The sequence below is a fragment of the Lactococcus allomyrinae genome (assembly GCF_003627095.1).
GTDB classification, from domain to species: Bacteria; Bacillota; Bacilli; order Lactobacillales; family Streptococcaceae; genus Lactococcus; species Lactococcus allomyrinae.
In genome coordinates this window covers 12,768-36,107 of sequence record NZ_CP032628.1, presented here as the reverse complement: position 1 = coordinate 36,107, position 23,340 = coordinate 12,768, and the positions used below count along the sequence as shown (strand labels likewise).

The following is a 23,340-nucleotide window of genomic DNA, read 5'->3' as shown; positions in this document are numbered from 1 at the left end:
ATCACTTTAGATTGTCAACTTCTTCTACTTATCTTACAAATTTTCTTTTAAAACTGAATATCTTCGTTTTTCTTCTGAACTCAAATTTTGGGTAAAGTCATCGATTAAAAATTGAATTGCTTCATAATCAAATTTTAATTTATGCAATACTTTTATCGCTTCCAAGCTTGTCTTAATCTCATCTGACACTTTTAGAGTAACTTTCTGATTTTTAAATTGATTCTTCTGCTTTTTCTCTGGTTTTACAATATTTATACTAGGTTCACTCTCAAACTTTTGATTTGGTGATATTGCTCCCTCAACCTTGCGTTCTAATAATCCTTTTCTTGCCATAGTATTAATCCCTCTTATTCTTCAAATTCTAAAAGCTTAGAAAGCATTTCTGAAACAACATTCTCATACATTTCTAAAACTTTTCTATCAAAACGGTCTTCGTCCGTCACACCATTGATGCTGAATCTTTTGATTCGTTCCATCTGTGGAATCACTGTTTCAAAAACAAGGTCTTCTCCCCACTCTTTTTTTGCCGATTCAATAATAAGTTTGTCAACTGTTCCTCTACTATTAGATAACATCGCAAGAGCCCCTAATACTTCAATATCTAGGTCATATTTCATCTTCAGCTTAACAAGTGTTTTAATGTACTCAATTGCTCCAGTCATACTGTCATCTTGTGTCTGCAGGGAAATAAGCACGTAATCACTAAACACAACGGCATTATTTGTTACTTCGACACTTAATGGCGGAACATCAATAAGTATTATATCGTAATCCTCTTTCAAGGGCTCAAACAAAGGCTCCAATAAATGAGTTTCTTCATACTCGCTACTTGTGTTCTTATATAGGTACTTTGCAAAGTCTTCGAAATCTATGTAACTTGGCAACAAATCTAAATTATCCATGATAGGAATAGGCAAGTCTTTTAGATTATGTTGCTGAACCCCCACATCAATGTCTTATCAATCGTCATTATCTCATTACTGTTTTGCGACTTTGTAAGAATTAGTGCCTTCGTAGAATTTGACTGAGGGTCAAGGTCACAAACCAAAGTTTTTATTCCATACTTTGCTAATGTGTAAGCTATCAAATAAGTATTCGTGGTTTTTCCAACCCCCCTTTTTGATTCCCAATGATAATCGTTAGTGCTTTCTTACGACTTTTAAATAACTGTTTTGCTTGTTCAAGTTGTTCCATCTTTTGTCTCCTTGTTTTTTTATATTATACCACATCTATACTAATATGTAAATATAGAAATATCTATATTTACATATATCTAAATTAATATATTTAGATATCTTTGCTTAGCCGGCGTTACCTAGCCAATTTATTGACATAATTCAAATATTAGTAAATTGGTATTTATCTAAATATAGAAATTACTATATATCTCTATTTACTAATTTCTAATTTACTATATATAGATATTAATTTATAAACTTGCTCTGCATCTGTATTTTTAAGGATACTATTATAGATATTAGTAAATTAGTATTTTTACATATATAGAAATAAAGATATTTACTAATTTACTAATATCTATATTTCTATACCTTGAATAAACATTTGAATTTTACACTTTTTTTTGTTATTCTATTGCTAATAACAAAACCTCGCAGAAAGGAATTATTATTTTGACCACTTTTAACTTCCGAAAAGCTGATAATCGATACAAGGAACTTTTTTTTCAATTTCCTAAAGTGCTTTACTACAGCAAAAAATATAAAAAAACTTTATCACTTAGTGCCAAAGCAGCTTACATGGTTCTTATGGATCGCGAAGAATATTCTCTAAAAAATAATTGGATTGATGAGGATGGTAATGTCTATTTTATTTTTACAAATCAAGAGCTTGCTGAATTATTAGATGTCTCACTTAGAACTGTTATTAATCTCAAAAAAGAATTAGAAAACGCAAATTTATTACTCCAAAAGAAAATGGGATTTAATCCTAAAACAGGAAAAAATGAAGCCAATCGACTTTATTTAGCTGAACTAGAAGTTGATGCTACAGACGTCTATTTGAGAGGTGATTATGAGCAAAAAATCCCTCAAACCCTTGATACAAGCGGAAGTGCAAATTCTGCACTTCCGCAGAACTTCGTTGAAACCCTTGATACGAGCGGAAGTGCAAATTCTGCACTTCCGCAGAACTTCGTTGAAGAATCCGCTCAAACCCTTGATACGAGCGGAAGTGCAAATTTTGCACTAAATCTATATAATAATACTATCTTAGATACTTCTTTAGATACAAATAAAGATACTCAAAAACTAGATTTTTCTTCTTCCAATTTTTCATCGACTGAAATAAAAAAACAAAATCAAGATTTGCTTAAAAATTCAAAACAATTCTTGAAAAGTGGAAATCGCAGTATTTTCTTGAATGAAGCATCAATTCACTTACTAGAAATGTGGTGTAACACTCCCCAACAACTGAGAAGGTTTATTGGGGTTATTCTCAATGCAAAAAATGATGTGATGAAGGAACACTCAGAATTGAAAGTCTTTTTTGACCTTGACGAAGAAGAACTACAAGATAAGATGCTCAACACTTTAAGAAGATATTTTAATTCAATTCGGAATAACGAAATAAAAATTAAAAATCATGAAAATTATTTGTATGGGACGATGTCAAATATGTTTGCGGAATATTGGAATGAAAATAATATGAAATGGCCTGAGTAGGTAAAGATGGGCTATAGTTGACAAAAAAAGTAAAAGACGCTAAAATATAGTTAAGATATTGATTGAAACGTGACCATTCACGTTAGAGAGCTTTCCAGTTGGTTACTGGAGGCTCTTTTTTATGCAAAAAACCGACTGGTTAGGTCGGTCTTTGTCCCCTAAGGAAACAAGCTGATTTAATGGCGCCCATTGCGTTTTTTCGTTCCGTACTTGCGGTTCTTCAGCCAAGACTTGAAGGTTTCAAGAAGTACGTTCGCCACAAAAGTGATAACGACTAAGATAATTGATTGAAACATGAACACATTCACCCCCTCCCTAGGCATTTCTACACTGGGTTAGGTGCGCCATAGAATATTATATCATAAGACAAAATATCCACTAAAGCTCGGGCTGAGCCAGTTCCGTTAGATAATGGTTTACTGAAGAACAAGAAATAATTAAAGGACTCCTTAGGAGTCCTTTTTTTAATAAAAAGCATCACTAACATCAATAGGAGTAAAAGCAGCAACCACTTTTCCTATGATTCTTGGATTTTCACTAAAAGGTAAAAATATATCAAGGAACAAGGGATTTCCTAATTCATCCGTTGCATCATTTATTGAAACGAGTCGAAAGCCTTTTTTCTCAACATTTACACACTTGATATAAGCCATCCCCCTCTCAACATTATCAACTGCACAAACTTGCCCATCATATTCAGGGAGCGACAGATACCTAATTAAAGCTACTTGTCCATACTCATAATCAGGTTCCATAGAATGCCCTTTAATCCAGACAGCTCGATCGTATTTAACTTCTTTATCCCAGTAAACAACCTCTTTTTCCAAAGAACTGGTATAACTTAGTCCTCTGCCGGCTGAAAGAGCTTGTTCCTCTTCAACTTCGTAAGATATGAGAGATTTTTTGAATTGAATAATTTTATTGTCTTCTTTTTGCAACTCTAATTGAGATTCAGCATATATAATCGTTTTTTTCTTCTTATCTGATGAAAGTTTTTGGTAGATTGGTAAAATTTCAGTATCTGTTAGATATTCATATGATACTTCAAGTGCATCAGCTAATTGTCTTAAATTATCTTCTTTAGGATTTCTACTACCATTTTCCCAAGTTTGATATATTTGGTAACTTTTACCTATTTTATTTGCTAATTCTTTTTGCGTTAGCCCTCTCTCTAACCGTATTTCTTTAAGTCTTTTTTGAATATCCAAAAAAAAACCTCGCTTTCTCTTGACACACAAACAAAAAGTTGGTATTATATATTCGTAAGGGAAAAATGATACCTCTTATTAGTGAAAAATATTAAAAACATCATAATAAAGCTTGCTGTAACAAGTTTTATGGCACGTTTAAAAAGTGAGCTTCACAAAAACTAAAACTCACAAAAAAACTCCGGACTCTTGGTTAAACAAGAAATCAAGAGGGACTGGATAAAAATAGCTTATTCTCAGATGATGTAAATATAAAAAAGAAGGCTATTTTATTTAAAATTCAACCTTTATTATAACATTTTTTCATCTATTATCTAAATGTGATTTTTATACCTATCTTGTTCAAATGGGAACATGAATCGAATAAATTTATCTGGTGATTCATTAAGAGGTTCAAATCCTCAGATTAGGCATTGCTAGGGCTCTCCTAGTGTATTAGCAATTGCTAAAGACAACACTGATTACTGGCGAAATGATAGAATACGACATCCCAGTTGTCCTCTATCGCAGGTTCGATTCCTGTCAGTGTTATTAAAACTTAATTTTTTGTCCTAAAGTTGTTTCATAAAGAAACGACTTTAATATCAGACTGGGAGATATGGGATGTATATTAGTAAATCAACAACTGCTAAAGATATGACACTCTATTCTCTCAATATGGAAATAGAGTTTTTCCGTTTAACGGTTAAAAAAAGTCAAAGGAGCATAAAATGTGGGTGGTTCAAATTACAAGTTATAAATTAGGCAAGAGAGGCAAATGTCATCGCCATTATTTTGAAAATAAATCAGAAGCAGAAGACTTTGCCAACCAACAACATCAACGAACAGAGATTTACAAGCTAGAAAAGATGTGAAGGCATGAAAAATAAAAATAAAAATATTTGTAGGAAGTGCGATCAAATTCAGAATGCCGATGTGGTTGTGGAAGAAAAACAATTAACGTTAAAAGTCTTAGATTAAAAAATGAGGAGCAGAGAAATGAATGTTTTTTCAAAAGGAGCTATCCTACAGCCTAGACAGCTGAGGCGATTGAATGGCAAAACCATTGTTTTCCAAAGTGGCGAACAAGGGCGTATCGCTTATCCTTTAGCCATTATCAAACGGGGAAAAGAATTTTGTCATGTGAATCTAACCAATCGTAGAGTGTTTAAGGAAATCATGCAGATTAGATGGGGTAAAATCGTCATTGCTGAAAGAGTGAATCAAAATTCTCCACTCTATACGACAGGTAAAGGGATACGGCAAGTAAGAACAAAATATTCTTTCTGGAAAAAGAAAGAGTGATGAGTTGCAAAATATAAAAAGGAAATAAGCTCATTGGGAGCGCTAGAAAAATTCTGACAAGGTTCGATTCCTTTATTTCCGATTTCCCGCTTTGTGAAACATTAAAGTTTAAGAATGTTGCTTCAGTCCCTTTGTATTAAGGGAAATAGAAGTAGGTTAAGCACAAGAAACCAAAGCAAATGGAACTAGACCTTTGACATCTAAATAGTCGGCATTAACTCGGTTAAGATGGTATAAATTGAGCTTGGTTAATGACCGCCCCCCTCATCAGTGTGGCTACTAAAGGGGGCAAAAGGGGAGTGTGAGTTGATTAGGCTTTCTTCTTTCCTTTTGGGTGAAATCACACCGTGTCAAGGGACACGTATACGTCATCAGTCCACTAACAGAAAGACTTGCCAATGAGAAAAGTCGGGACGCCTAGATGTGAGAAAACATTGGGAGAAAACCTACTGCCTGCGGGTCAGGGTGTGCCACAGTTGAGGTCGCTGAATGCGTAAAAGAACCTCTGAGTTAGGGGTTATCTACAAACCCTGCATAAATATTATTAACGTCAATAAAGACGACCGAAAACTTATAAAAAACGAGTTAAAAAATGTTATAATGTAACTCAATGGTAACAATGAAAAAGGAGTCAAACTTATGGTAATTTTCTTAATGGCATTTTTTGTATTGGGAATAGGAGCAATCTTGCTTATATCGCTTAGCGTTTTTACAGTATTGCTGCATATTGGAATGTTCCTAGGATGTTGGCTCCTTGTTGGAATTGGACACATTTATTGGGGAATAAGAGGTTGTATTGAAAGTCAAAAATATAAGGGAGAAACTAATGATTAAGAGTATTGATGTTTTACGAGTAATGGCAGAACATAGAGCGAGTGAATTTGAGTTTAGAATCTACTCTCCTCGGACAGAGCAAGGGTTATCTGATACAGAGTTATCAGAGTTGCCCGCTTATGTTGAGAAAAATAGTACTTTAGCGAAGTTGAGAGGAAATGAAAAATCAGTGATTCCAGTCACAACATTTTTTGAAGCTGACTTTCAAACCATTGCTTCATTCAAAATGGATGGCGAATTAATTTGTGAAAGAAAAGCCTATGGTCAACCTATGATAGCAGTTAATCAGGCATTGTTTGAACAAGGGACTTATTCTGAAATGCTTGAAAGTCAATTTAAAGGGATTCGTACAGGAAGAGAAATCTTTGTCCCTGAAATGAGCGAAGCCACTGCAAGTGGAATGATGAAAGAGTTCATGAAGTGGAAAGAGAATGGAGAGGCTTAAATTTATGAAAATTAATCCAATGACTTGGACAAAAAATCAGAAAATCACAGGAGTGGTTGTTTTATCGGTGCTGATTCTTGGAGGCATTACTGTGGGAGTTGTAAGTCATCAAAATCAAGTCCATGCCCAACAAGTAGCGCAAGAAAAAGCGTCGAAGCTCAGTCATGAGCGTAAAGTTAAGGCGCTAGAGAAAAAGAAAGCCCAAGAAGCAGAAGCGGAAGAAAAAGTTAAAAGCTTTCTTGACCAAGCCAACCAAAACCCAAGTGATGCGACGATTAAAGCAGTAAATACTGCCATTGCTCAATTGAGTTCTGAAACAAAACAAGAGCAATACCTCACTGATTTGAAACCAATTACAGCAAGATTATCTCTGCTTAATAAAGCACGTGCAGCTGTGAAAGATTACCAAGCTCATGCGACAGATTCCGCAAAGCAAAAGCTTGCGCAAGAGGCGATTAATGCGCTTAAGGATAAAAACGATGCGGATGTGAAGGCAGAACTTCAAAAGCAGTACGATGCGAGTCGTAAACAAGCAGAAGATGCTGCTAAAGCCAAAACAGAACAAGCGGATAAAACTGCAGATACGACAAATAACAATCAAGCTCAAAGTAACAATAACTCTGCTCAATCCAGTGGCTCAACTTCCACAGGCACAGGGACAAGTTATAGCCCTAGTACACCAAACTATGATGGTTCAAACAATACAGGGTCAAATCATACCAATCAAAATAATAATACGGGCAATAATAATTCAAATGGCGGAAATAGTGGTGGCAATTCCAATAATGGAAATACAGGGGGAGGCAGCAGCTCAGGGGGCAATAGCGGAGGAAACACAGGTGGAGGCAGTACAACACCGCCTTCTACGACGATTGTTTGGCGAGCATGGGTGAAAAATGGTGCTGGTGTTATTGTAGCGACTAAAGATTTTTCAGATTACAGTTCTGCTTCAAGCTGGGGGTTAAACTATGCCAATGAGCATATTTATGACTTGCTCGTGAATGGTAAACCAGGAAGTTATGGTGCTTATCAAGTAGAAGTATAGTTTAGTAAAATAAAAGAAGGTAAGAAACTCTATCAATTGATGGAGTTTTTTTACTTTCTTTAATCACTTCTTTCGACCTCACTATGTCGTTAAACTGGTTTTTTTATTGTTTGAGCTGCCCGAGAGGCAGCTTTTTATCTTTCATATTTTACAAGGAGGTTTTCTTAATGAAAAAAAGAAAATCAAAAATAAAGTCTCGCTTTCCCTTTAGGGGCAGGCGAGCAGGCAATTTTTGGCGTGTCCTCTGTGCGCTAGGGGTCTTACTTTTAGGAACATTAAGTGGGTTTTTACCTAGTCTCAATGTACAAGCCGCAAAAAATGCCCCGCCAAGTGTTCGCTTTGTGACACCAGTGGGACAGACTATTGCCCAAGTCAAGGATACGGTGACACCAGCCGCAAACAATTTGACTTATGCGGCACCTCCAAGCTCAGGCACCGTCATTCCGACCTTAGGCAAGCCCATTGCACACGTGACCCTCTCCAATGGCGATTCTGAGGTCATTGCTTATTTAGCGCTTCATGATGGAACCCCTGTCTATTGTCTGAATCCAGCGGTACCTATTCCAGCGGGAGGAACCTCTGCCCAACAAGACAAGATGAATGCCTTGTGGCAGAAGATGTCAAGCACCCAACAAGCTTTGGTCAATAATATTGCTTATCTTGCGACTTCTCAAGGTGCCGCAAGCAATTGGACGCTTTACGCTGGTGCTCGTGTGGCCATTTGGGAGGCGGTTGCCAATGTGACAGGTAAGGATATCGTTTCTATTGATGATGCACCTCATGCTTCTTCAGTAAAAGCAATTCGAGATGAGGCGGATAGATTGTCGACGCAGGCAAAGGCAATGGCAGTCAAACCTTCTTTTGATGGGCAAACCGTCAAAGTAACGGTTGGAGTGGATAAAACCTTGACCGATACCAATGGTGTACTTCCGAACTTCAAATATCCACTTGATGTAGTTAATGGCTTAAAGACATCTATCTCAGGAAATAATTTCACTTTAAGTGCCAATTCTTCCACGAAAATTGGTTCGGGAAAGATTAGTTATATGACTTCTTTTTCAGAAAGCAATGAACCGTTTATTTATTCTACTGGAGGAGACAGTACAGGGGTGTTCAGCCAACCTGTATATGCTGGTTTTGATCCATCTCTAGAGATCTTCGATATTAACGTCAACGTCGTCCTCGACGGTTCCCTTAAAATTGTTAAGAAACAAAGCGAGCAGGAGAGCCATCAAGGCTCAGGGAATATTGCAGGGGCTAAGTTTGATGTAACGCTCTACCTTGCGGATGGGAAAACTATTGATACAGGCGTGAATGGAACCTTTGATACCACAGATAGTAAGGGGACAAAAACAGGAACGGTCACCTTTAAAAAAGGGATTGCAAAAGACGTTACCACAGGCACGGATGGCTCCGTTATCATTAAAGATGCCTTTCCAGTCGGCGCAGTAGCTCGAGCAAAAGAAACTTATGTCCCCGCTCCCTATACCTTAGGCCACACCGATAGTACCGGAACATTGGTGAATGATCCGATTGAGACGGTCATCACAGAAGACAGTACAGCTGGTACCGCTCAAATGACCTTCACTGATAACAAACAAGTCGGTGGGTTGAAAGTGAAAAAATCAGGCAAATATAATGGGGATGAGCTCTTAAACTCTGATTATCAATTCAAAGGAACCCTTCTTGGACTTAAGGACAAGAAGGGGAATGTCGTGACTCAATTTACGCTGGATGAAAAAGGTGAAGGAAACACCACGGAGAATCCGTTAACCAGTCCGCTGGTGCTTGGAGAGAAGTATACGCTGTTTGAAATTGTTGCTGGGGATGGCTTTACCAATAGCTTCAAACCTGTTGAGGTGACCTTCACTTATCAGGGGCAGATCAGGTCATTGCTTGGGAACATGCGGCAGGTGAGAATACTGAGGTCACAGGAGATATTGTCTTTGAGAAGACGATGACGGATGATCGTGAAGGCAAGCACAGTACGATCCAAGGGGCGAACCTCTCCATTTATTATGATGGGGAGGTCAAAAACGCTTCAGGTGAAGTCATTCATCAATCGGGCGACTTGGTCAATCTCAAAGATGGACTTAAAAAACTGCCCATCGAAATCATGGCAGGCACGCAAGACGAAGCCGCTGTTCCTGAGATTGAAGGGGATTTAACGCTTCGAATTGGAAAAGACAACCGCTGGGCTGTGGCTCACCTTCCAAGCGGTTCCTATCAAGCGATTGAAACTCAAGCCGGCTATGGGACAACGGTGAATACCAAAGCCTACAAATTTACGATTGCGAAACAAAATGACGAGACCCCCGTCATTACCATTGACCAGGACTTACCTAACCAAGCCTTGGTTTGGAACATGATGTTTACTAAGGTGTTGGAAGTTAATAGCTCCCTCACAGGGCTTAATGATGCAACCTTTGCGATTAAAGCCATGGATGAGAACACGCAAACTGCGTTTGACAACTATGGTTTTACCAATAATGGAGATACATGTACTTCAGGAACAACAGTAGATGGCAATGGCTTTACCACGGATGGCTTAGTGGCCTTCTATCAGGTTCCTTTAGGAACAAGGCCTAATAAAGATGGAGTGATTGCCCATTATCAAATTGTAGAGACGAAAACACCAGAAGGCACTAAAACGATTGTTCCGATTGATGTGAAAGCTGTTCTCAAGACCAATTCAAATGGGAAAGCAGAAAGCTATACCTTCACTTTCCGTTGGTCAGATTCTGCTCAAGTGATCCATCAAGAAACGATAAGTACGGCGACGCTAAAGGATGACCAAACGTTAACGATTCGTCCGAATTTAGGGCTGATTGCGGATGAATTTATCACCCAGCCAACGATTAAAACGACTGCGGTGGATGAAGCGGATGGAGATAAAAAGCTTGTTGTAGGTCAAGTGAAGATTCATGATACGGCCGTGGTGACGAACCTTTCTCCCTCCACTGACTATACAATGACTGGTGAGGTGGTGCATACGGCTGATGGACGACCTAAATTGAATGAAAATGGACAAGCTATTACTGTCACGGTCCCATTTACCACTGACCTTCAAGGTAATGCGGTGGTGCAGCTGGATACGCAAGCCTTTGACAGCACGCCAGAGCAAGGCAAGAAATATACGATGCTTGAGACGGCCAAGGATGAGTTAGGCCAAATCGTAGTTAAAGAGGATAACTGGAAGAATAATCCCGAACAAACCGTTGAAGTAGAATTCCTTCATCCCTCCATTGATATTGAAAAGTCTAATGGAAAAACCCCTGATGCCGGTCATGGGAATCACACCGATAAAGATAACAATATCGGAGAAAATGACCATGACACCGAAGACACTTATTTTGAAGTCAAGTCAGGGGCTTCGACTGAAATTTATTTCCGTGGCACAAACAATGGCACTGAGCCTTTAACTCATATTAAGGTGGTGGATAAAACGACCCAGGGTTCAATTAACATTAAAGGCATGAGTTTTACCTTTAACAATAAAAAATTAACCGTCAATAAAGATGGGGAATTTGAATTGGATGGCAAACTCCTTGTTTTACAACCAAAAGAATTTATTTTAGGTTCAGGCACACTTGATGTCTTACCTGCAGGCGAACTGCACGGAGATGAAGTGACGATCACAGGTGTGGGGCTTTATTCCAAGAAAAAAGTTGGAGACTTAGACCAATGGTTTGGGAAAGTCCTTCCACAAGAAACACCAGTTGATAAACTCTTGAATATCTACCTTCCAAAAACAGGGGATTCTAAATCAATCCTAACGGCACTTGGTGCTTGGTTGATTACGGTTGCTTTGATTGCTGTAGTAGTTCTTAATGAACGCAAACGGCATACCGTGAGGGCAGGAATTAATCAATTTAAACGTCACATTAAATTTTAAAAAACGAAAAAGCAAAAAGTCATCTTTTTGCTTTTATTTTTTGAATAAGAAAGAAAATACCATGAAACTTAATGTAAAGCAATTCCAAAACCTGATTCGCTCCCCAAGCGGGAGCGTATTATTTGTTTTGTCCTCAGTTGTTCTCTTTTCTGTCGTCGTCTTGGCGATGATTTCTGTTTTCCTCTCAGGGTTCGGTGCAGACCATTCTGCAGTCGCAACCAAAAATGAAACTTTAAAAGTGAGTACTCCAAGTGCTTCAAGTCATTCTAAGACTGAAGGGAGCTCACAAGTGAAGGAAAATAAAGCAAGCACGAATGAAAAAGCAGTTCAAACCACCTCACAAAGCCAAATTCAAGAGAAAGTTGAACCACCGCAATCCTGCACCACTCAAACAGAAAAATCTATACCTCAATATTCACAAGCCCCTGCAGTGAGTGAACAAGATTTGAATCATCAGGCACAGGCTTTAAGAGAAGCACAATTGAAGCAAGAAGCTGAAAATCAAAGAGAGGCGGAACGTTTGAGAGCAGAGTATGAATCTAAAGGTTACACCGTCAATTTTATTTATCAGGAAGGAGAATAAATAACAATGAAAAAAACGCTAAAATTATAGAAGATGCCTCCGTAGCCAACCTCAATGATTTTGTCAAAGGAAAAAACATTGAAAAAATAGAACCAATTATTAAAGATAATTTCTACAAGAGTAAGAGAATAGGGGAGTATATTTGGGGTTACATTGTTTATTGGTGGGATGAGAACAATGAGTAGAATTGAGCAACCATGAAATAATTCATTCATAAAGAGAAGGAGAAAAATGTCATATACACAATCGGAGCGCACCGAATATAAAAAAAGCGCCAAAAAAATTGCCAGTCTTTTGGGGGACGATTTTTCAGCCCTTGAAAAAGAAGCCCTTGATTTTCAGACTGACCATTATAAAAGCTATGCGCAGGAGGGACAAAAACGTTTAGTTGAAGCCCTTGAAAAAAACAACTTCAGCCTGACGCAATTAGAAAAAAACAAACGTCAACCTGAGGACACTTCCGTTCATCAGGTTTCAAATGAGGAGAAAATAACACATGAAAACCACTGATGCTATCTTACTTGCTGATACAGCGATTAACCAAGAGACGATTCTGACAACCATTGGAGATTTTATTGGGATTGCGCAGGTGATTGGGATTGCGGTTGCAGCCTTAGCTGCCATAGCTGCCGTTATCATCTCACTTTTTGCAAGTGAACGAAATAAAGATACATGGTATGGACGGGCAAAGATGGTTTTTGTCATTGCCGCACTCATTGTAACTATTCCGCAGCTTATAAAATGGTTATTGGACCTCTTAGGGCAAGGAGATAAGTACAAACTCAATGCGGTAGGGACAATCACAAAACAGCTGGCAGGTGCTCCTTTTGCCACGCTAAAATCATTATTATAAAAAGGAGCGACCATGTTTAAATTAACATTAACATCAGACCAACAGACCACCACCGCAATGCTGGATAAATCGGCGGTTCAAATTAGCGAGTTCCAACAAATGTTGAAAGAGGATACAGTGGTTGTATTTGCGGTGTTTGATGAAAAAGAAACGGTGTGGACAGATAAAATCATGCTCTCGCCTTATGGTTCAAACAATTTGAAAACGTATATTTCAGCTTCTTTGGAAAGAAATGGGGTCAAACGAGAGGACACTGAAGCGTTTTTGTCCGAGCTTTTTGAAGCTCAAACCCAACAAGCGCAGAAAAAAGGAGCATCAGAGCCAACACAAGAAACCGTACAAGCAGAAAAAATCAAACCAGAAATTCATCAAGTCACGGCGCAAGCAGGTCAAAAAACAATTCGTGTCATTGCAAGTTGGCAAGTGGTGCTCATTGTGATGCTATTGCCTTTGATTTATCTGTCAGCCTTGCTCACTTTATTTGTTAGCCTTCACTACCAAAACGCTTGGGTCATTGGCTTAACTGTGATTGTTTCAGGCTTTATTTTGGTTTGGTACCTGGCAAAAGTGATTAAGGCTTCTCAACGAAAAGTGTTAGAACAGACGATTACCAAAGAAGTATTTATTTATGTGGGGCAAGAACAGCTCAAACAACGTGAAAAGGTGGCAAAACAACTTCAAGTGTATGATGACCTCTTTGGAAACTCAAACCTGAAACGGTTGGCAACTGCGGATGGTGTGCATTCTGCCGAGCGGTTGCTAGAAGAAATGGCGGTCGTTCAAGATGAATCAACGCTATAAACAATGGAAAAAGTGGTTAGCTGAACCAAAACTATTGGTTGGCTTAGCCACTTTTGTTTTTATTATGACTTCGGTCGCCTTTAATGTCATCTATCATCTCCTCTTCTTTTTCATTGATTCCATGAAAGGGGTAACGGCACTAAGCTATGGGCAGAGTTGGAGTTATTTTGGCTATCAAGTGAAACATCATCTTGTTTCTCTTTTTTTTCCTTACTGGACGAAACGCTCTTACTGGTTATTGTACCTGCTCCTTTTGATCGTGGTCGGAATTCTTCTAGCCATCCTAAGTTATAAAGCTCGTCGCTCCTACAGGGACTTAAATAAAGGCACAAAAGGAACCTCTAAATGGACAACGCTCGAAGAAATAAGACGTCAGTATCCAAAAGTTTCCATTGATAAGAACGTTGAATTTGATTCCCCTCCAGGTCTTCCTATTTCGGTTGACCCGAACCGTCAAGAAATTTATTTTGACCCTGCCCCGACCAATTCTAAAGTGATGGGTGGAACACAAACAGGGAAAACACAATACATTACTTATCCAACCATTGACTTAAATCTCCGCTCAAAACAGCCTGATTCAATGGTCATTAATGACATTAAAGGAGACATGACAAGGCGGACATGGGAACATCCCCTCGCACGTAAGAAATTCAATCGCTTGGTTTTTAACTTGGTTAACCCTAAAAACTCCTTACGCTATAATCCACTGCATGAAGTCGCTAAATATTGGGAAACGGACAATGACCGAGCACAAGAAGCCATTAAGACCATTAGTGCCGTCCTTTTTGATGAGCCTGAGGCGAAAGACCCCATTTGGAATATGGGGGCAAAATCTGTGTTTGAAACAGCGGTGGTGCTGGTTTGTGAGATTGCCGTCAAAGAAAAGCGACTGGAATGGGTCAATATCTCCTCGGTTTCTGATTTCATTGATTTAACCACTCAAACCAAAGACTTAAACAAACAAGGTCAATATCTATTAGACCGTTATGTGGAGCAACTTCCAAGAACACACGTGGCTCGAAAATTCTATCGTCAAGCCAAACGAGGAACAGAGCAACAAAGAAAATCATTCATGATGATTTTTGATGGGAAACTCTCTTTCTTAACCACGTCCTCAATGATTCACTTAACCAGTGGCAATGATATTGATTTTAATGAGTTGGTTTATCCAACGAATGGAAAACCCACCCTTTTATTTGTCGTTTTCCCTTATGCGGATGAAGCCAATGCCATTATGCTCAGTCTCTTTTACAATCAGTTGTATCAAACGATTGCTAGAAGCTCTACGGAAAAAGGAAAAAAATACGACTTTAGACTCCAGTCTATCTTTGAAGAGTTCCCTAATATCCCGCCAATCATGAATCTCAATAAACACTTAAACGTGGGACTAGAGGCAGGGGGTATCTTCCGACTCTATTCACAATCCTACCAGCAGGTCTATGAGAATTATGGGGACACTCTCGGAAAAGTCATCTTGCAAGCGGCAGGTAATAGTATTTTTATCCAATCAGATGATAAAGAAGACGCCAAAGACTTTGCGGAGAACTTAGGCGATACAACAGTGATTGTAGAACAACGTTCAGGCTCGCCCATGGACTTGAATAAGAGTTTCACAGAACTTGAAGACGGACGAGAACTTATTAATACGTATGAGTTAAGGAAGTTGTTAGAGAGTGAAATCATTCTTGACCGAACCAAAAAACGTAAGGACTTAGAGGGACGAGATATTCGTCCCCACCCGATTAAAGCCTATAAGAAACAAATCAATAAAGGCGAAGGGGAAAAGGAATTTGAAGAATTTGAAGATTATACGAATATGCTTGGGGCATGGGAGTATTTATTTGGCGAAGCAGGGGAGATTTTGATGACCATGGCAAGGGCTTGAATGACTTCGATTTTAACGTTGGGAGTGATTTAGATGAGCCATTGATTACTGAAGAAGCGATTCAAATGCATATCAAAGTTCCTACGATGAGTCAAAGTGAAGTGTCACAAGCTGAACGTGAAGCAAAATCCCAAAATAGAAAAAAGAGCAAAGCAACTGCCACAAAAGTCGCATCACGCAGGCAAGAGAGTGAGGAGAATGCGGATGAGCACCGATTCACTGAACCGATTGAACGACAAGATGAGAAAAGAACATCTCCAAAAGTCGAAGCAATTTATTACCGTGAAAAAGTCGAGAAATTACTGGCACATTTCTTTGGAGAAACGCTTCAACTTTACTTCAGGGAAGAAGTGACCTTTGCTTTTCAACTTGACCAGCTCATCAATCAAAATAAAGTAAAAATTTCAGAACAAGCGTTGAAAGAGTTTTTCATGCTCTTAGCTCAATCCAAAAAATAAGGAGGAAATGTGAAAAAAATAATACGAACTTGGCTCATTGTTTTAGGGCTTTTAGTTGCGGTTTCGCTCTCAATGCCTCTCACAGGGCAAGCGGAGACGTTTGACCCACCTGATTCAAATTTTACACCCCCTACGTTTAATCCTGATGATGAAAATACAACAGGAAATATTATTGAAGATGGGCAGGTTGCCGAAGATTTAAATGGCGACTTGAAGAAGAACCTTGAAAATTGGCAAGATGATTTGGAAGTCGGTGACCCGCTCAAAAGTATCTTTCGAGGCTTTGGCTGGTGGGTCATTATTCAAGGCGGAGAAGTGGTCAATGGAATTACTGGGGCGTCTAAGAATACCTTTGATTTGTTAAATATCTACGGCTCAGAAGATAACCCAGGACCCCTTCAAAAAACAATTGATGATTATATGCCCATCTTTGTAGCAGTGGGGACACTCGTGTTTGTCCTCATGACGCTAGGGATTGTTTTTTCAAAAAATCAAGAGGTGGTTGGGCTTTTGAAATCCTTGCTTTTATCAGCCTCTATCGTTGTCTTACTCCCATTTTGTTTTGGTCAGTTTTCCACGTTGACCACCAATACAGGGAAGTATGTGGCTACTCAAAGTAATACGGGCTATGCGGTCATTGATAAAAATGTCCGAGACCTCTACGCCATTGATGAGAATTATGACTGGATTAAACCAAGTACTGAAACAGTCGATGAGACAGCTAAAAAACAAAACTATTTAGAGAAAGTCAATAAAAAAAATTTACAGCGTATGGATGTGAATGGCGTCGTTGACCCTTCAAAACTAGGGAAAGTGGGGTCAAAAATCGCAAACAATATGCTCGTTGTCAATGAAAAAGGGAAAGTTGGAGTGGTTTCCTTAAATGATGGGGTAGGTAAAAGTTGGTGGCAATCTCTGCTTACAGGAGATGCCTACTATTACCGTTATCACATCAATTTCTTTACCATTATTTTTTATGAATTGCTTGTTTTGATTGTTTCTGCTTTCCTGCTCTATAAACTCATCAAGATTGAGTTTGAGATTGTGACCAATACAGGAATCTTACAAGCAACGGCAATGACGGACACCAGGGGAAAACGCAACTGGGAATTAGTGACCAAAATTTCATCAGGTTTTAGTGCGATGATTATGGTCATTTTTTTACAAGTGCTCTTTTCAGATGGTTATGCGGTCACTTCGACGTTGCCAGGGGGCGTTTTTGTCCAATTTATTGCAGGAATTGCGCTTGCCTTTGCGGTCATTGAAGGACCGAACGTGTTCCAATCCCTTTTTGGTGTTTCTGCAGGCTTAGATACAGGCTTGAAAGATTTAATGACCCTCTCACAAGGCTCAATGTTAGCCAAGAACCTTGTTTCTGGTGGAAAAGCCATTGGTGGTGGACTCATGAATGGGGGAGCTTACGGAGTCGGTGGAATTGTAGGAATGGCAACTGGAGCATTTAGCAACGGTGAAAATACAGACCATCTTGGCGGAAGCTCGGATAATATGCACTCTGAAATGGATGCGGAAGAGGAAGAAAGCACGCAAAATCAATCTTCTCAGATGGAAAATGAGGAACAAGTGAACGCTCAACCGTCAGATGGAGAAAATGCTGGGGCTCAAACAAGAGAGTCTGAGAATAATGGCACCAATCGTCCTTTAGATGACACAGACTCTAATCTTGCAAGTGGGACTTCTGAAATGGATGGAAATGATTCCAGTCAAGACACCGAACAAGGGGCTTATCAAAGTTTTAATGAAACACCAAACGGACAATCCTTTGGCGGAATATCCTCAAATGGCTCAAAAATGGGCGATACAGCAAGCGAACAGATGGGACAGAGCGAAAGTTCGCCAAACCATGAAGATGCCTCTACAAGCTCAAAAATGGGGCAGAGTGAGCCTAAGGCGAAGCAAGGTTCACCTGCTCGCCCAATAACGCTTAGTGGAGCAGCTGAAAATATAGCGAAAGGTTTTGTTAATAATAAAGTCAATTCGCCTAAACCTAACCTGATTCAGCGCTATCATAGCGCCTACCAGTCAAGCAAAATGTTAAGTCAAGGAGCAATAAACTCACTCTCAAATCAAGCGAATAAGAAAGGAAAAACCGATGCCTAATCATACACAAGAGCCAAGACAATACAAAGTAAAAAACGGAACAGAAAACGACCTTTGGGATGAATCACAATTACTGGTGTTTATCTTTGGGGCTGTGTTTGCGGCACTTACCTCTTATTTCGTTGTTCCTATTGATGTTGTCCGATATTTGTGGCTCGCCTTTGTCGTAGGGCTGACCTTTTGGCTGACCATGCGGAGCCGTTCAAATAAAAATATGCGAAATTATAGGGTAATTTACACTTACCTCTTTTGTCAAAGGGGACGATATGATTTCACTAAAAATAAAGCAATAAGAGGAGAAATAAAATAATGTTTTTTACTTGGTCAGTTGGTTTTTGGCTTTTCTTAACGATGTTCAATTTAATCATTAACGGGTCAAATAAGAATAAAAAAACGTTTAGTTGGGAAAAGTATTGGAAACTAAATTTCCAAGTTGGAGGCTTCATCTATTTTAGTTATATTGTTTTAGGGATAACGAGAGTTATAATAGCCACAATAATTTTGCAATGAAAATTTATTTATGAAAGAGGAGAAACAAATGAAATACGATTTCGTCAATCACAACGCTGAAGCGAAAAATAGTCAAGAACAAGACACTGTGGAGATTGCCACATCAGAACAACACCCTCAATCATCGCCTAGGGTTGCTCCTTTGGATGCTTTTGATTTTATCGCTTTCATTCAAGACGAACGAAAACAGGCGCTTGATGAGGAAAAGCAAAGGCATGATGAAACCAAAAATGAAATCAATCGTTTGTTTGATGAAATGGAACAACTTGAAAAAGCTCGTCCTGCAGCACTCAAACAAGCACGCAAAAAAGCGAATGAGACGCTTGAAGCCATTAAAACATTGATTTCAACACGTTCAGAAGATGTCGAGCTTGAAGTCAATCAAGTCGCAACTCAACTGCGTGAGAAAACGAGTGCGATTGTAGGAGAGTTGAAAAATGAAGAATTATAATTTCATCGAAGAAGCTTCTCAAAAGGACGAAAAGAAAAAGCATCCTTTTGATTTTTTAAAGGTGCTTAAAAATAAAGAAGAAAAATCTGAACCCAGACCTCAAGATAAAAAACAAGCTTTGGATAAAGAAAAAAGCGACAATCGTCCCCTCTCAAAAATAAAGCAGGACTTTGGGAAGTATTTCAACTTAAAGAAAAACACTTTGTTGACTTACCCCATCGATCGCCCCATTGATTCTGCGGGACGGCTTCATGCCACGATTGATGGAAAAGAAGAATATTCTTACTTGCTGGCGGTTAAAGGCTATGATTTAGCAGGACAATCTGAAGAAGAATATGGTGCGATTAAGGTAAAATATTGGTCTTTTCACAAAAATTTTACTTATCCATTTAAAGAAATTTATATGAATTTCCCTGAAAATAACTCAAAGAACCAAGCCTATTTATTGACTAAATTTTCAGGGAAAGCTGGCATTCAACGCCTTAATGAAATTAAGGATAATTATCTTAAAGAAGAAATCCGCAAATTAAAGGTGGTTGAAGAAGAATTTAAGAGTAAACGCTCCTTCATTGCGATTTATGGACAAACCGAGGAGGAATTAGATGACCGCTTACGTCAGGTACAAGGGGCAGGTGGGAAATTATTGGGGCTTCAAAAATTAGAACAAGAAGAAGTTGAAATCTTGTTTGAGTTGTTGAACCGAGGAGAACTGCAGAAAAAAACAGAGGCTGAAAACTTTATTGAAAAAACAGCGCCTTCAGACATTTGTTTTGATTACGCCAATCATATCCCTGTCAATGGATACGAGGAGGCCATCGTCGTGGTGACGGCGCTCTCTACAAATGTGAACAACGGCTGGCTTCAAAACTTCACGCATCATGTGGATGTGGATGCGACTACAGTGGACTATCGCATGAAGGAAGAAGTCAATTATGCAAAAATGATGTCTGACTCCATTGAAGTCTCTAAAAAGAAATACAAGAAAGCCAGAAACGACACCAATAAAGACCGTGCCCAACAACAGTACAATATTTTAAGACAAAAAGCCTTTGATATGGACAATGATGGAGAAGTGATTAAAGAAATCACGATTCGAATGTTGGTCTCTGCACCAGATTTAAAAACCTTGAATGATAAAGTGGATACGATTGCTAAAAATACGAGTGGTAAAGGCACACAAGTCCAAGTTTATAATAATATGGGCTTTTATGACTGGTCAAGTCGGTTTGTTTCCTCGGATTTTCAAAGCAAAATGAGCATATCAAGAGAGGGAGTGGAGCGTTCAGCCCTTGCTTTGGCACTTGGCTTTGCGCATAATCAAACTTATTTGAGTGACCCCACAGGGCAATATTTTGGACGAACCAAGACACAATGTTCGGTGTATTTGGATATTTTTACAAAAACAGCAGACCGTCTGTCTTACGACATCTTTATCTCAGGAATGAAAGGGAGTGGGAAGTCTACTTTCCTTAAAAAGTTAACGATCTCCAACTTTATTGTTGGAAACTTTGTTTACGTTTTTGATAAGGCGAGAGAGTTTAAAGAGTTAACTCGCTGGCTTGGAGGTGATTATTTACCTCTTGATGGAACAAGGGGGCTGGTCAATATGTTACAGGTCCTGCCTTTGTTGTCTTTAGGGGGAGATGAGAGTGACGATGTCACTAAAGATATTTGGGGGAGCTATAATCTCCACATTTCTAAAACGATTAACCGTTTTAAAAACTGGATAGACTTCACAAAAGATGAAGTGTTGGACGTCAATAGTATTCTTGATGATTTCTATCAAGACTTTTTTGTTTTAGGGAAAGGATACCAATGGAAGCAATTCGATATTACTGGCTTGGCGAATCAAGACTATCCGACCTTTGACGATTTTTATCGCTATCTTGTCAGTGGGAAAGTGAAAGACGTTGACCCTCAGACCACACAGCGCCTCATCAAAATGACAAAAAATGTTATCACTCGGAAACGCTCAACCTTTGTGGGACATACCACAATGGATAATATTCTAACCAGCCGATTCATCACTTTTGATATTTCTAATATCACGACCGAAACAACAGGAGATGCAGATATTCTTTTTGATGTGACGCTCTCCCTTCTTTTTTCAATGGCTCAAAATCGAGGACGAAAAGAAAAACATCGCTATGAAACAGGACAAATATCCTTTGAGGAGATTGTCCGCTCGCTTATTGTGGTTGATGAATGTCATAATGTGTTAAATCCTTATAAGCTTCAGGCAACAGAGATGTTTCTCGAAGCTTTGCGGGAAAATCGGAAATTCTATTATGGTGTCGCACTTGCGACACAGTTGATTGAAACGATGATTCCTGATAATGCAGCACAGATGAGTGGCAACCCAGGGCTTGCCGTGCAAAACTTAAAAGCCATTATTGGTCTATGTCAGTATAAAGCATGGATGAGGCAATCGAACACGAGTATTCAAACGATAAAAAATAATTTCTCAGGCTATTTCAAGGAAAGTGATTATCACGCCTTACAACATTTTAAAGTGGATAAAAATATCGGAAGTGAATTGATTCTATCAGGGACTGGAGAGCGGGGACTGGAAATGTACCACTATGCCACCCCTCATGAACTATCACTCTTTCAAGGGGGAGCTTAATGAAAAAAAGGACAAAAATAGGGATAGTGATTGGCTTAATTCTCCTTCTTTTAGGTTCAGCTTTTGCCTTTTGGTTTTCGACCTTGCCCAAAGCACAAGAAGTTGCACCACCTAAAAAATTTATCACGTCGCAAAGTTCTGCAGAACAAAAAATAGAAGTGAGTCCAGATATTTTGAAAAAGTCCAATGAATTTGTGGCGACTTTTTTTCTATTTGATAAAGATAAAGTGAAGACATTTAATTCAATACAAGGGGTATCGACAGATACAGAGAACTATTTTGAACAATATGGACATGGAACAGCCATTATTTATAAGATTAAACAAGCGACGCAAGATGAATCTTATAATATTTTTATCACTTATGAAGTAACGGGCACTTATCAAGGAAAGCAACGGATGTTTTCAATCGTCATTAATGTGGGACAAACTTATGGCACAGCTTTGAATATACAAAGTTATACGGTAGTTGCCAATGAATAAAAGAAAAATCATGATGTGGGTCATCACTTCAATCACAGGATGGAGTGGCTTTTTTATCACGGCACTTGTCATGCTTGTCTTTCTCTTTTTGGGAATGGCTTCCTTAAAGAATAACGCCTCAAATAATGTCATTCCAGAGGGCAATGCGCCCGTTTCAGGGCAAGCCTTAGTGAATGCGATGGCGATTGTTTCAGAGATGAAAAAAGAAAATGCCTCCCTCCAGCAGATTGCAGGAACACTTTCAAACTGGGATGCAGAATCAGGAGGAGACCCGACCAGTGTTCAAAAGCGAAACTGGGGAACCATCACCATGGCAGACCTTTACAATCAACCTGCTTTCGTGATTTCAGACACAAAAAAAGCAGCCATCAATTGGTTTGTTTTGACTTACCCTAATGGAAATTACCCTGCAGATGGCATTGGTTACGCTGGGGGAATGATGCAATGGGACGGACCACGATTGATTGGCTTAATCCATTACGCAAAAAAAATAAACAAAGACTGGTGGCGAATTGACACTCAGTTTGAATATTTAAGAAATGCAGACAGTTATGCGCCGAGCTATAAAAAGTATTTAACCCAGTCCTTTAAAACAGCCACAGATGCTGCCAAATGGTGGTATGGGAACCTTGAATATTCGGTGGGGTGGGACAATGCCCCAAGTGCTGGAAATGATGGAAAAGAGAAACATTTAAGGACAGCTGAACAATGGTATAACTATCTTTCAGGTGGTTCTAGCTCAGGCGGACAAGGGCTGTCCGTCTTGGATAAACTGCTGGGGCAATCGCTTGATATTGATGACGCCTACGGCGCTCAGTGTTATGACTTATCTGCCTATTATGTGGAATCTATCTCACACTTTAGACCACTCGCCCCCAATGGTGCTTCAGGTTTATTTGCGAATAGTCCTGAACAATGGACGAGCCATCAATGGACAATTATTAAACAGCCCAAGTACACAGACTTAAAAGCAGGAGATGTGATTAATTATCAGCCGGGCGGAGTAGTGGACGGATGGGTTTCAGATGGCACGAATGGGCATACAGGCGTCGTTGGAAAGGTACTAGGCAATAACCGCTATGTGCTTTATGAGCAAGGCGGGGGTGCGCCAGTCCACACGAGCACCTATACCTATCATGCCGAGGGCGTTGCTTCAATTATTAGACCACCCAAATAAGGAA

Annotated in this window: 22 protein-coding genes and 1 pseudogene; 20 read left to right on the top strand and 3 right to left on the bottom strand. The window is 39.1% G+C overall.

Annotated features, from left to right (window positions below):
- Positions 1-33 precede the first annotated feature (33 nt).
- Positions 34-333: a hypothetical protein gene (locus tag D7I46_RS13040; RefSeq protein WP_120773426.1), complete on the bottom strand. Its 300-nt coding sequence runs from the start codon at positions 331-333 to the stop codon at positions 34-36.
- A gap of 14 nt (positions 334-347) precedes the next feature.
- Positions 348-1,194 (bottom strand): annotated as a pseudogene (locus D7I46_RS13035) (ParA family protein).
- Between the two features lie 437 nt (positions 1,195-1,631).
- Between D7I46_RS13035 and D7I46_RS13030 the strand changes: the two are divergent.
- A complete protein-coding gene (locus tag D7I46_RS13030) occupies positions 1,632-2,681 on the top strand; it encodes a replication initiator protein A (RefSeq protein ID WP_240424547.1) in 1,050 nt (349 codons plus the stop codon).
- A 464-nt stretch (positions 2,682-3,145) separates the two neighbouring features.
- Here the strand turns inward: D7I46_RS13030 and D7I46_RS13025 are convergent, their stop codons facing one another.
- Positions 3,146-3,889: an XRE family transcriptional regulator gene (locus D7I46_RS13025; RefSeq protein WP_120773424.1), complete on the bottom strand. Its 744-nt coding sequence runs from the start codon at positions 3,887-3,889 to the stop codon at positions 3,146-3,148.
- Between the two features lie 710 nt (positions 3,890-4,599).
- Here D7I46_RS13025 and D7I46_RS13405 point away from each other — a divergent pair.
- The 19 genes from D7I46_RS13405 to D7I46_RS12930 all read left to right on the top strand — a co-directional run bounded on the left by D7I46_RS13405 (position 4,600) and on the right by D7I46_RS12930 (position 23,336).
- Positions 4,600-4,743: a hypothetical protein gene (locus tag D7I46_RS13405; RefSeq protein WP_162930949.1), complete on the top strand. Its 144-nt coding sequence runs from the start codon at positions 4,600-4,602 to the stop codon at positions 4,741-4,743.
- A gap of 124 nt (positions 4,744-4,867) precedes the next feature.
- Complete coding sequence (locus D7I46_RS13020; protein ID WP_120773423.1) at positions 4,868-5,173, top strand: hypothetical protein; 306 nt, start codon at positions 4,868-4,870, stop codon at positions 5,171-5,173.
- A gap of 639 nt (positions 5,174-5,812) precedes the next feature.
- Positions 5,813-6,007 (top strand): hypothetical protein, encoded by a 195-nt coding sequence (locus D7I46_RS13015; protein WP_120773422.1) that lies wholly within the window; start codon positions 5,813-5,815, stop codon positions 6,005-6,007.
- A complete protein-coding gene (locus D7I46_RS13010) occupies positions 6,000-6,452 on the top strand; it encodes a hypothetical protein (protein WP_120773421.1) in 453 nt (150 codons plus the stop codon). The genes D7I46_RS13015 and D7I46_RS13010 overlap by 8 nt, the downstream gene beginning before the upstream one ends.
- A 4-nt stretch (positions 6,453-6,456) precedes the next feature.
- Positions 6,457-7,497, top strand: a complete 1,041-nt coding sequence (locus D7I46_RS13005; RefSeq protein WP_120773420.1) for a cell envelope integrity TolA family protein — start codon at positions 6,457-6,459, stop codon at positions 7,495-7,497.
- Positions 7,498-7,664: 167 nt separating this feature from the next.
- Complete coding sequence (locus D7I46_RS13000) at positions 7,665-9,458, top strand: MSCRAMM family protein (protein ID WP_120773419.1); 1,794 nt, start codon at positions 7,665-7,667, stop codon at positions 9,456-9,458.
- Between the two features lie 110 nt (positions 9,459-9,568).
- On the top strand, positions 9,569-11,392 hold the full coding sequence (locus D7I46_RS12995) for a VaFE repeat-containing surface-anchored protein (RefSeq protein WP_162930948.1): 1,824 nt from the start codon (positions 9,569-9,571) through the stop codon (positions 11,390-11,392).
- Positions 11,393-11,453: 61 nt separating this feature from the next.
- The gene (locus D7I46_RS12990) at positions 11,454-11,975 is read left to right on the top strand and encodes a hypothetical protein (protein WP_120773417.1); all 522 of its coding nucleotides are present in this window, start codon (positions 11,454-11,456) and stop codon (positions 11,973-11,975) included.
- A gap of 231 nt (positions 11,976-12,206) precedes the next feature.
- Positions 12,207-12,485, top strand: a complete 279-nt coding sequence (locus tag D7I46_RS12985) for a hypothetical protein (RefSeq protein WP_120773416.1) — start codon at positions 12,207-12,209, stop codon at positions 12,483-12,485.
- Positions 12,472-12,828 carry a hypothetical protein gene (locus tag D7I46_RS12980; RefSeq protein ID WP_120773415.1) on the top strand — a complete coding sequence of 119 codons (357 nt, stop codon included), beginning with the start codon at positions 12,472-12,474 and terminating at the stop codon, positions 12,826-12,828. Before D7I46_RS12985 ends, D7I46_RS12980 begins: the two co-directional genes overlap by 14 nt.
- A 12-nt stretch (positions 12,829-12,840) precedes the next feature.
- The gene (locus D7I46_RS12975) at positions 12,841-13,629 is read left to right on the top strand and encodes a hypothetical protein (RefSeq protein ID WP_120773414.1); all 789 of its coding nucleotides are present in this window, start codon (positions 12,841-12,843) and stop codon (positions 13,627-13,629) included.
- Entirely contained in the window at positions 13,613-15,514 is a 1,902-nt protein-coding gene (locus D7I46_RS12970; RefSeq protein ID WP_120773413.1) for a type IV secretory system conjugative DNA transfer family protein, read from the top strand. The genes D7I46_RS12975 and D7I46_RS12970 overlap by 17 nt, the downstream gene beginning before the upstream one ends.
- Positions 15,457-15,972: a hypothetical protein gene (locus tag D7I46_RS12965; RefSeq protein WP_162930947.1), complete on the top strand. Its 516-nt coding sequence runs from the start codon at positions 15,457-15,459 to the stop codon at positions 15,970-15,972. The genes D7I46_RS12970 and D7I46_RS12965 overlap by 58 nt, the downstream gene beginning before the upstream one ends.
- 9 nt (positions 15,973-15,981) lie before the next feature.
- Positions 15,982-18,090, top strand: coding sequence for a pLS20_p028 family conjugation system transmembrane protein (locus D7I46_RS12960; protein WP_120773411.1), 2,109 nt, complete (start codon positions 15,982-15,984; stop codon positions 18,088-18,090).
- Complete coding sequence (locus tag D7I46_RS12955) at positions 18,083-18,400, top strand: hypothetical protein (RefSeq protein ID WP_120773410.1); 318 nt, start codon at positions 18,083-18,085, stop codon at positions 18,398-18,400. Before D7I46_RS12960 ends, D7I46_RS12955 begins: the two co-directional genes overlap by 8 nt.
- Positions 18,401-18,628: 228 nt before the next feature.
- A complete protein-coding gene (locus tag D7I46_RS12945; protein ID WP_120773408.1) occupies positions 18,629-19,051 on the top strand; it encodes a hypothetical protein in 423 nt (140 codons plus the stop codon).
- Entirely contained in the window at positions 19,038-21,677 is a 2,640-nt protein-coding gene (locus D7I46_RS12940) for a TraC family protein (RefSeq protein ID WP_120773407.1), read from the top strand. Before D7I46_RS12945 ends, D7I46_RS12940 begins: the two co-directional genes overlap by 14 nt.
- Positions 21,677-22,159, top strand: coding sequence for a hypothetical protein (locus tag D7I46_RS12935; protein WP_120773406.1), 483 nt, complete (start codon positions 21,677-21,679; stop codon positions 22,157-22,159). Before D7I46_RS12940 ends, D7I46_RS12935 begins: the two co-directional genes overlap by 1 nt.
- Positions 22,152-23,336, top strand: a complete 1,185-nt coding sequence (locus D7I46_RS12930; RefSeq protein ID WP_120773405.1) for a phage tail tip lysozyme — start codon at positions 22,152-22,154, stop codon at positions 23,334-23,336. Before D7I46_RS12935 ends, D7I46_RS12930 begins: the two co-directional genes overlap by 8 nt.
- Positions 23,337-23,340: the final 4 nt, after the last annotated feature.

Excerpts from the sequence above, each read along its gene's own strand:
- D7I46_RS13040 (WP_120773426.1), bottom strand. The coding sequence starts at position 333 with ATGGCAAGAAAAGGATTATTAGAACGCAAGGTTGAGGGAGCAATATCA.
- D7I46_RS13405 (WP_162930949.1), top strand. The coding sequence starts at position 4,600 with ATGTGGGTGGTTCAAATTACAAGTTATAAATTAGGCAAGAGAGGCAAA.
- D7I46_RS13020 (WP_120773423.1), top strand. The coding sequence starts at position 4,868 with ATGAATGTTTTTTCAAAAGGAGCTATCCTACAGCCTAGACAGCTGAGG.
- D7I46_RS13015 (WP_120773422.1), top strand. The coding sequence starts at position 5,813 with ATGGTAATTTTCTTAATGGCATTTTTTGTATTGGGAATAGGAGCAATC.
- D7I46_RS13010 (WP_120773421.1), top strand. The coding sequence starts at position 6,000 with ATGATTAAGAGTATTGATGTTTTACGAGTAATGGCAGAACATAGAGCG.
- D7I46_RS13005 (WP_120773420.1), top strand. The coding sequence starts at position 6,457 with ATGAAAATTAATCCAATGACTTGGACAAAAAATCAGAAAATCACAGGA.
- D7I46_RS13000 (WP_120773419.1), top strand. The coding sequence starts at position 7,665 with ATGAAAAAAAGAAAATCAAAAATAAAGTCTCGCTTTCCCTTTAGGGGC.
- D7I46_RS12990 (WP_120773417.1), top strand. The coding sequence starts at position 11,454 with ATGAAACTTAATGTAAAGCAATTCCAAAACCTGATTCGCTCCCCAAGC.
- D7I46_RS12985 (WP_120773416.1), top strand. The coding sequence starts at position 12,207 with ATGTCATATACACAATCGGAGCGCACCGAATATAAAAAAAGCGCCAAA.
- D7I46_RS12980 (WP_120773415.1), top strand. The coding sequence starts at position 12,472 with ATGAAAACCACTGATGCTATCTTACTTGCTGATACAGCGATTAACCAA.
- D7I46_RS12975 (WP_120773414.1), top strand. The coding sequence starts at position 12,841 with ATGTTTAAATTAACATTAACATCAGACCAACAGACCACCACCGCAATG.
- D7I46_RS12970 (WP_120773413.1), top strand. The coding sequence starts at position 13,613 with ATGAATCAACGCTATAAACAATGGAAAAAGTGGTTAGCTGAACCAAAA.
- D7I46_RS12965 (WP_162930947.1), top strand. The coding sequence starts at position 15,457 with ATGGGAGTATTTATTTGGCGAAGCAGGGGAGATTTTGATGACCATGGC.
- D7I46_RS12955 (WP_120773410.1), top strand. The coding sequence starts at position 18,083 with ATGCCTAATCATACACAAGAGCCAAGACAATACAAAGTAAAAAACGGA.
- D7I46_RS12945 (WP_120773408.1), top strand. The coding sequence starts at position 18,629 with ATGAAATACGATTTCGTCAATCACAACGCTGAAGCGAAAAATAGTCAA.
- D7I46_RS12940 (WP_120773407.1), top strand. The coding sequence starts at position 19,038 with ATGAAGAATTATAATTTCATCGAAGAAGCTTCTCAAAAGGACGAAAAG.
- D7I46_RS12935 (WP_120773406.1), top strand. The coding sequence starts at position 21,677 with ATGAAAAAAAGGACAAAAATAGGGATAGTGATTGGCTTAATTCTCCTT.
- D7I46_RS12930 (WP_120773405.1), top strand. The coding sequence starts at position 22,152 with ATGAATAAAAGAAAAATCATGATGTGGGTCATCACTTCAATCACAGGA.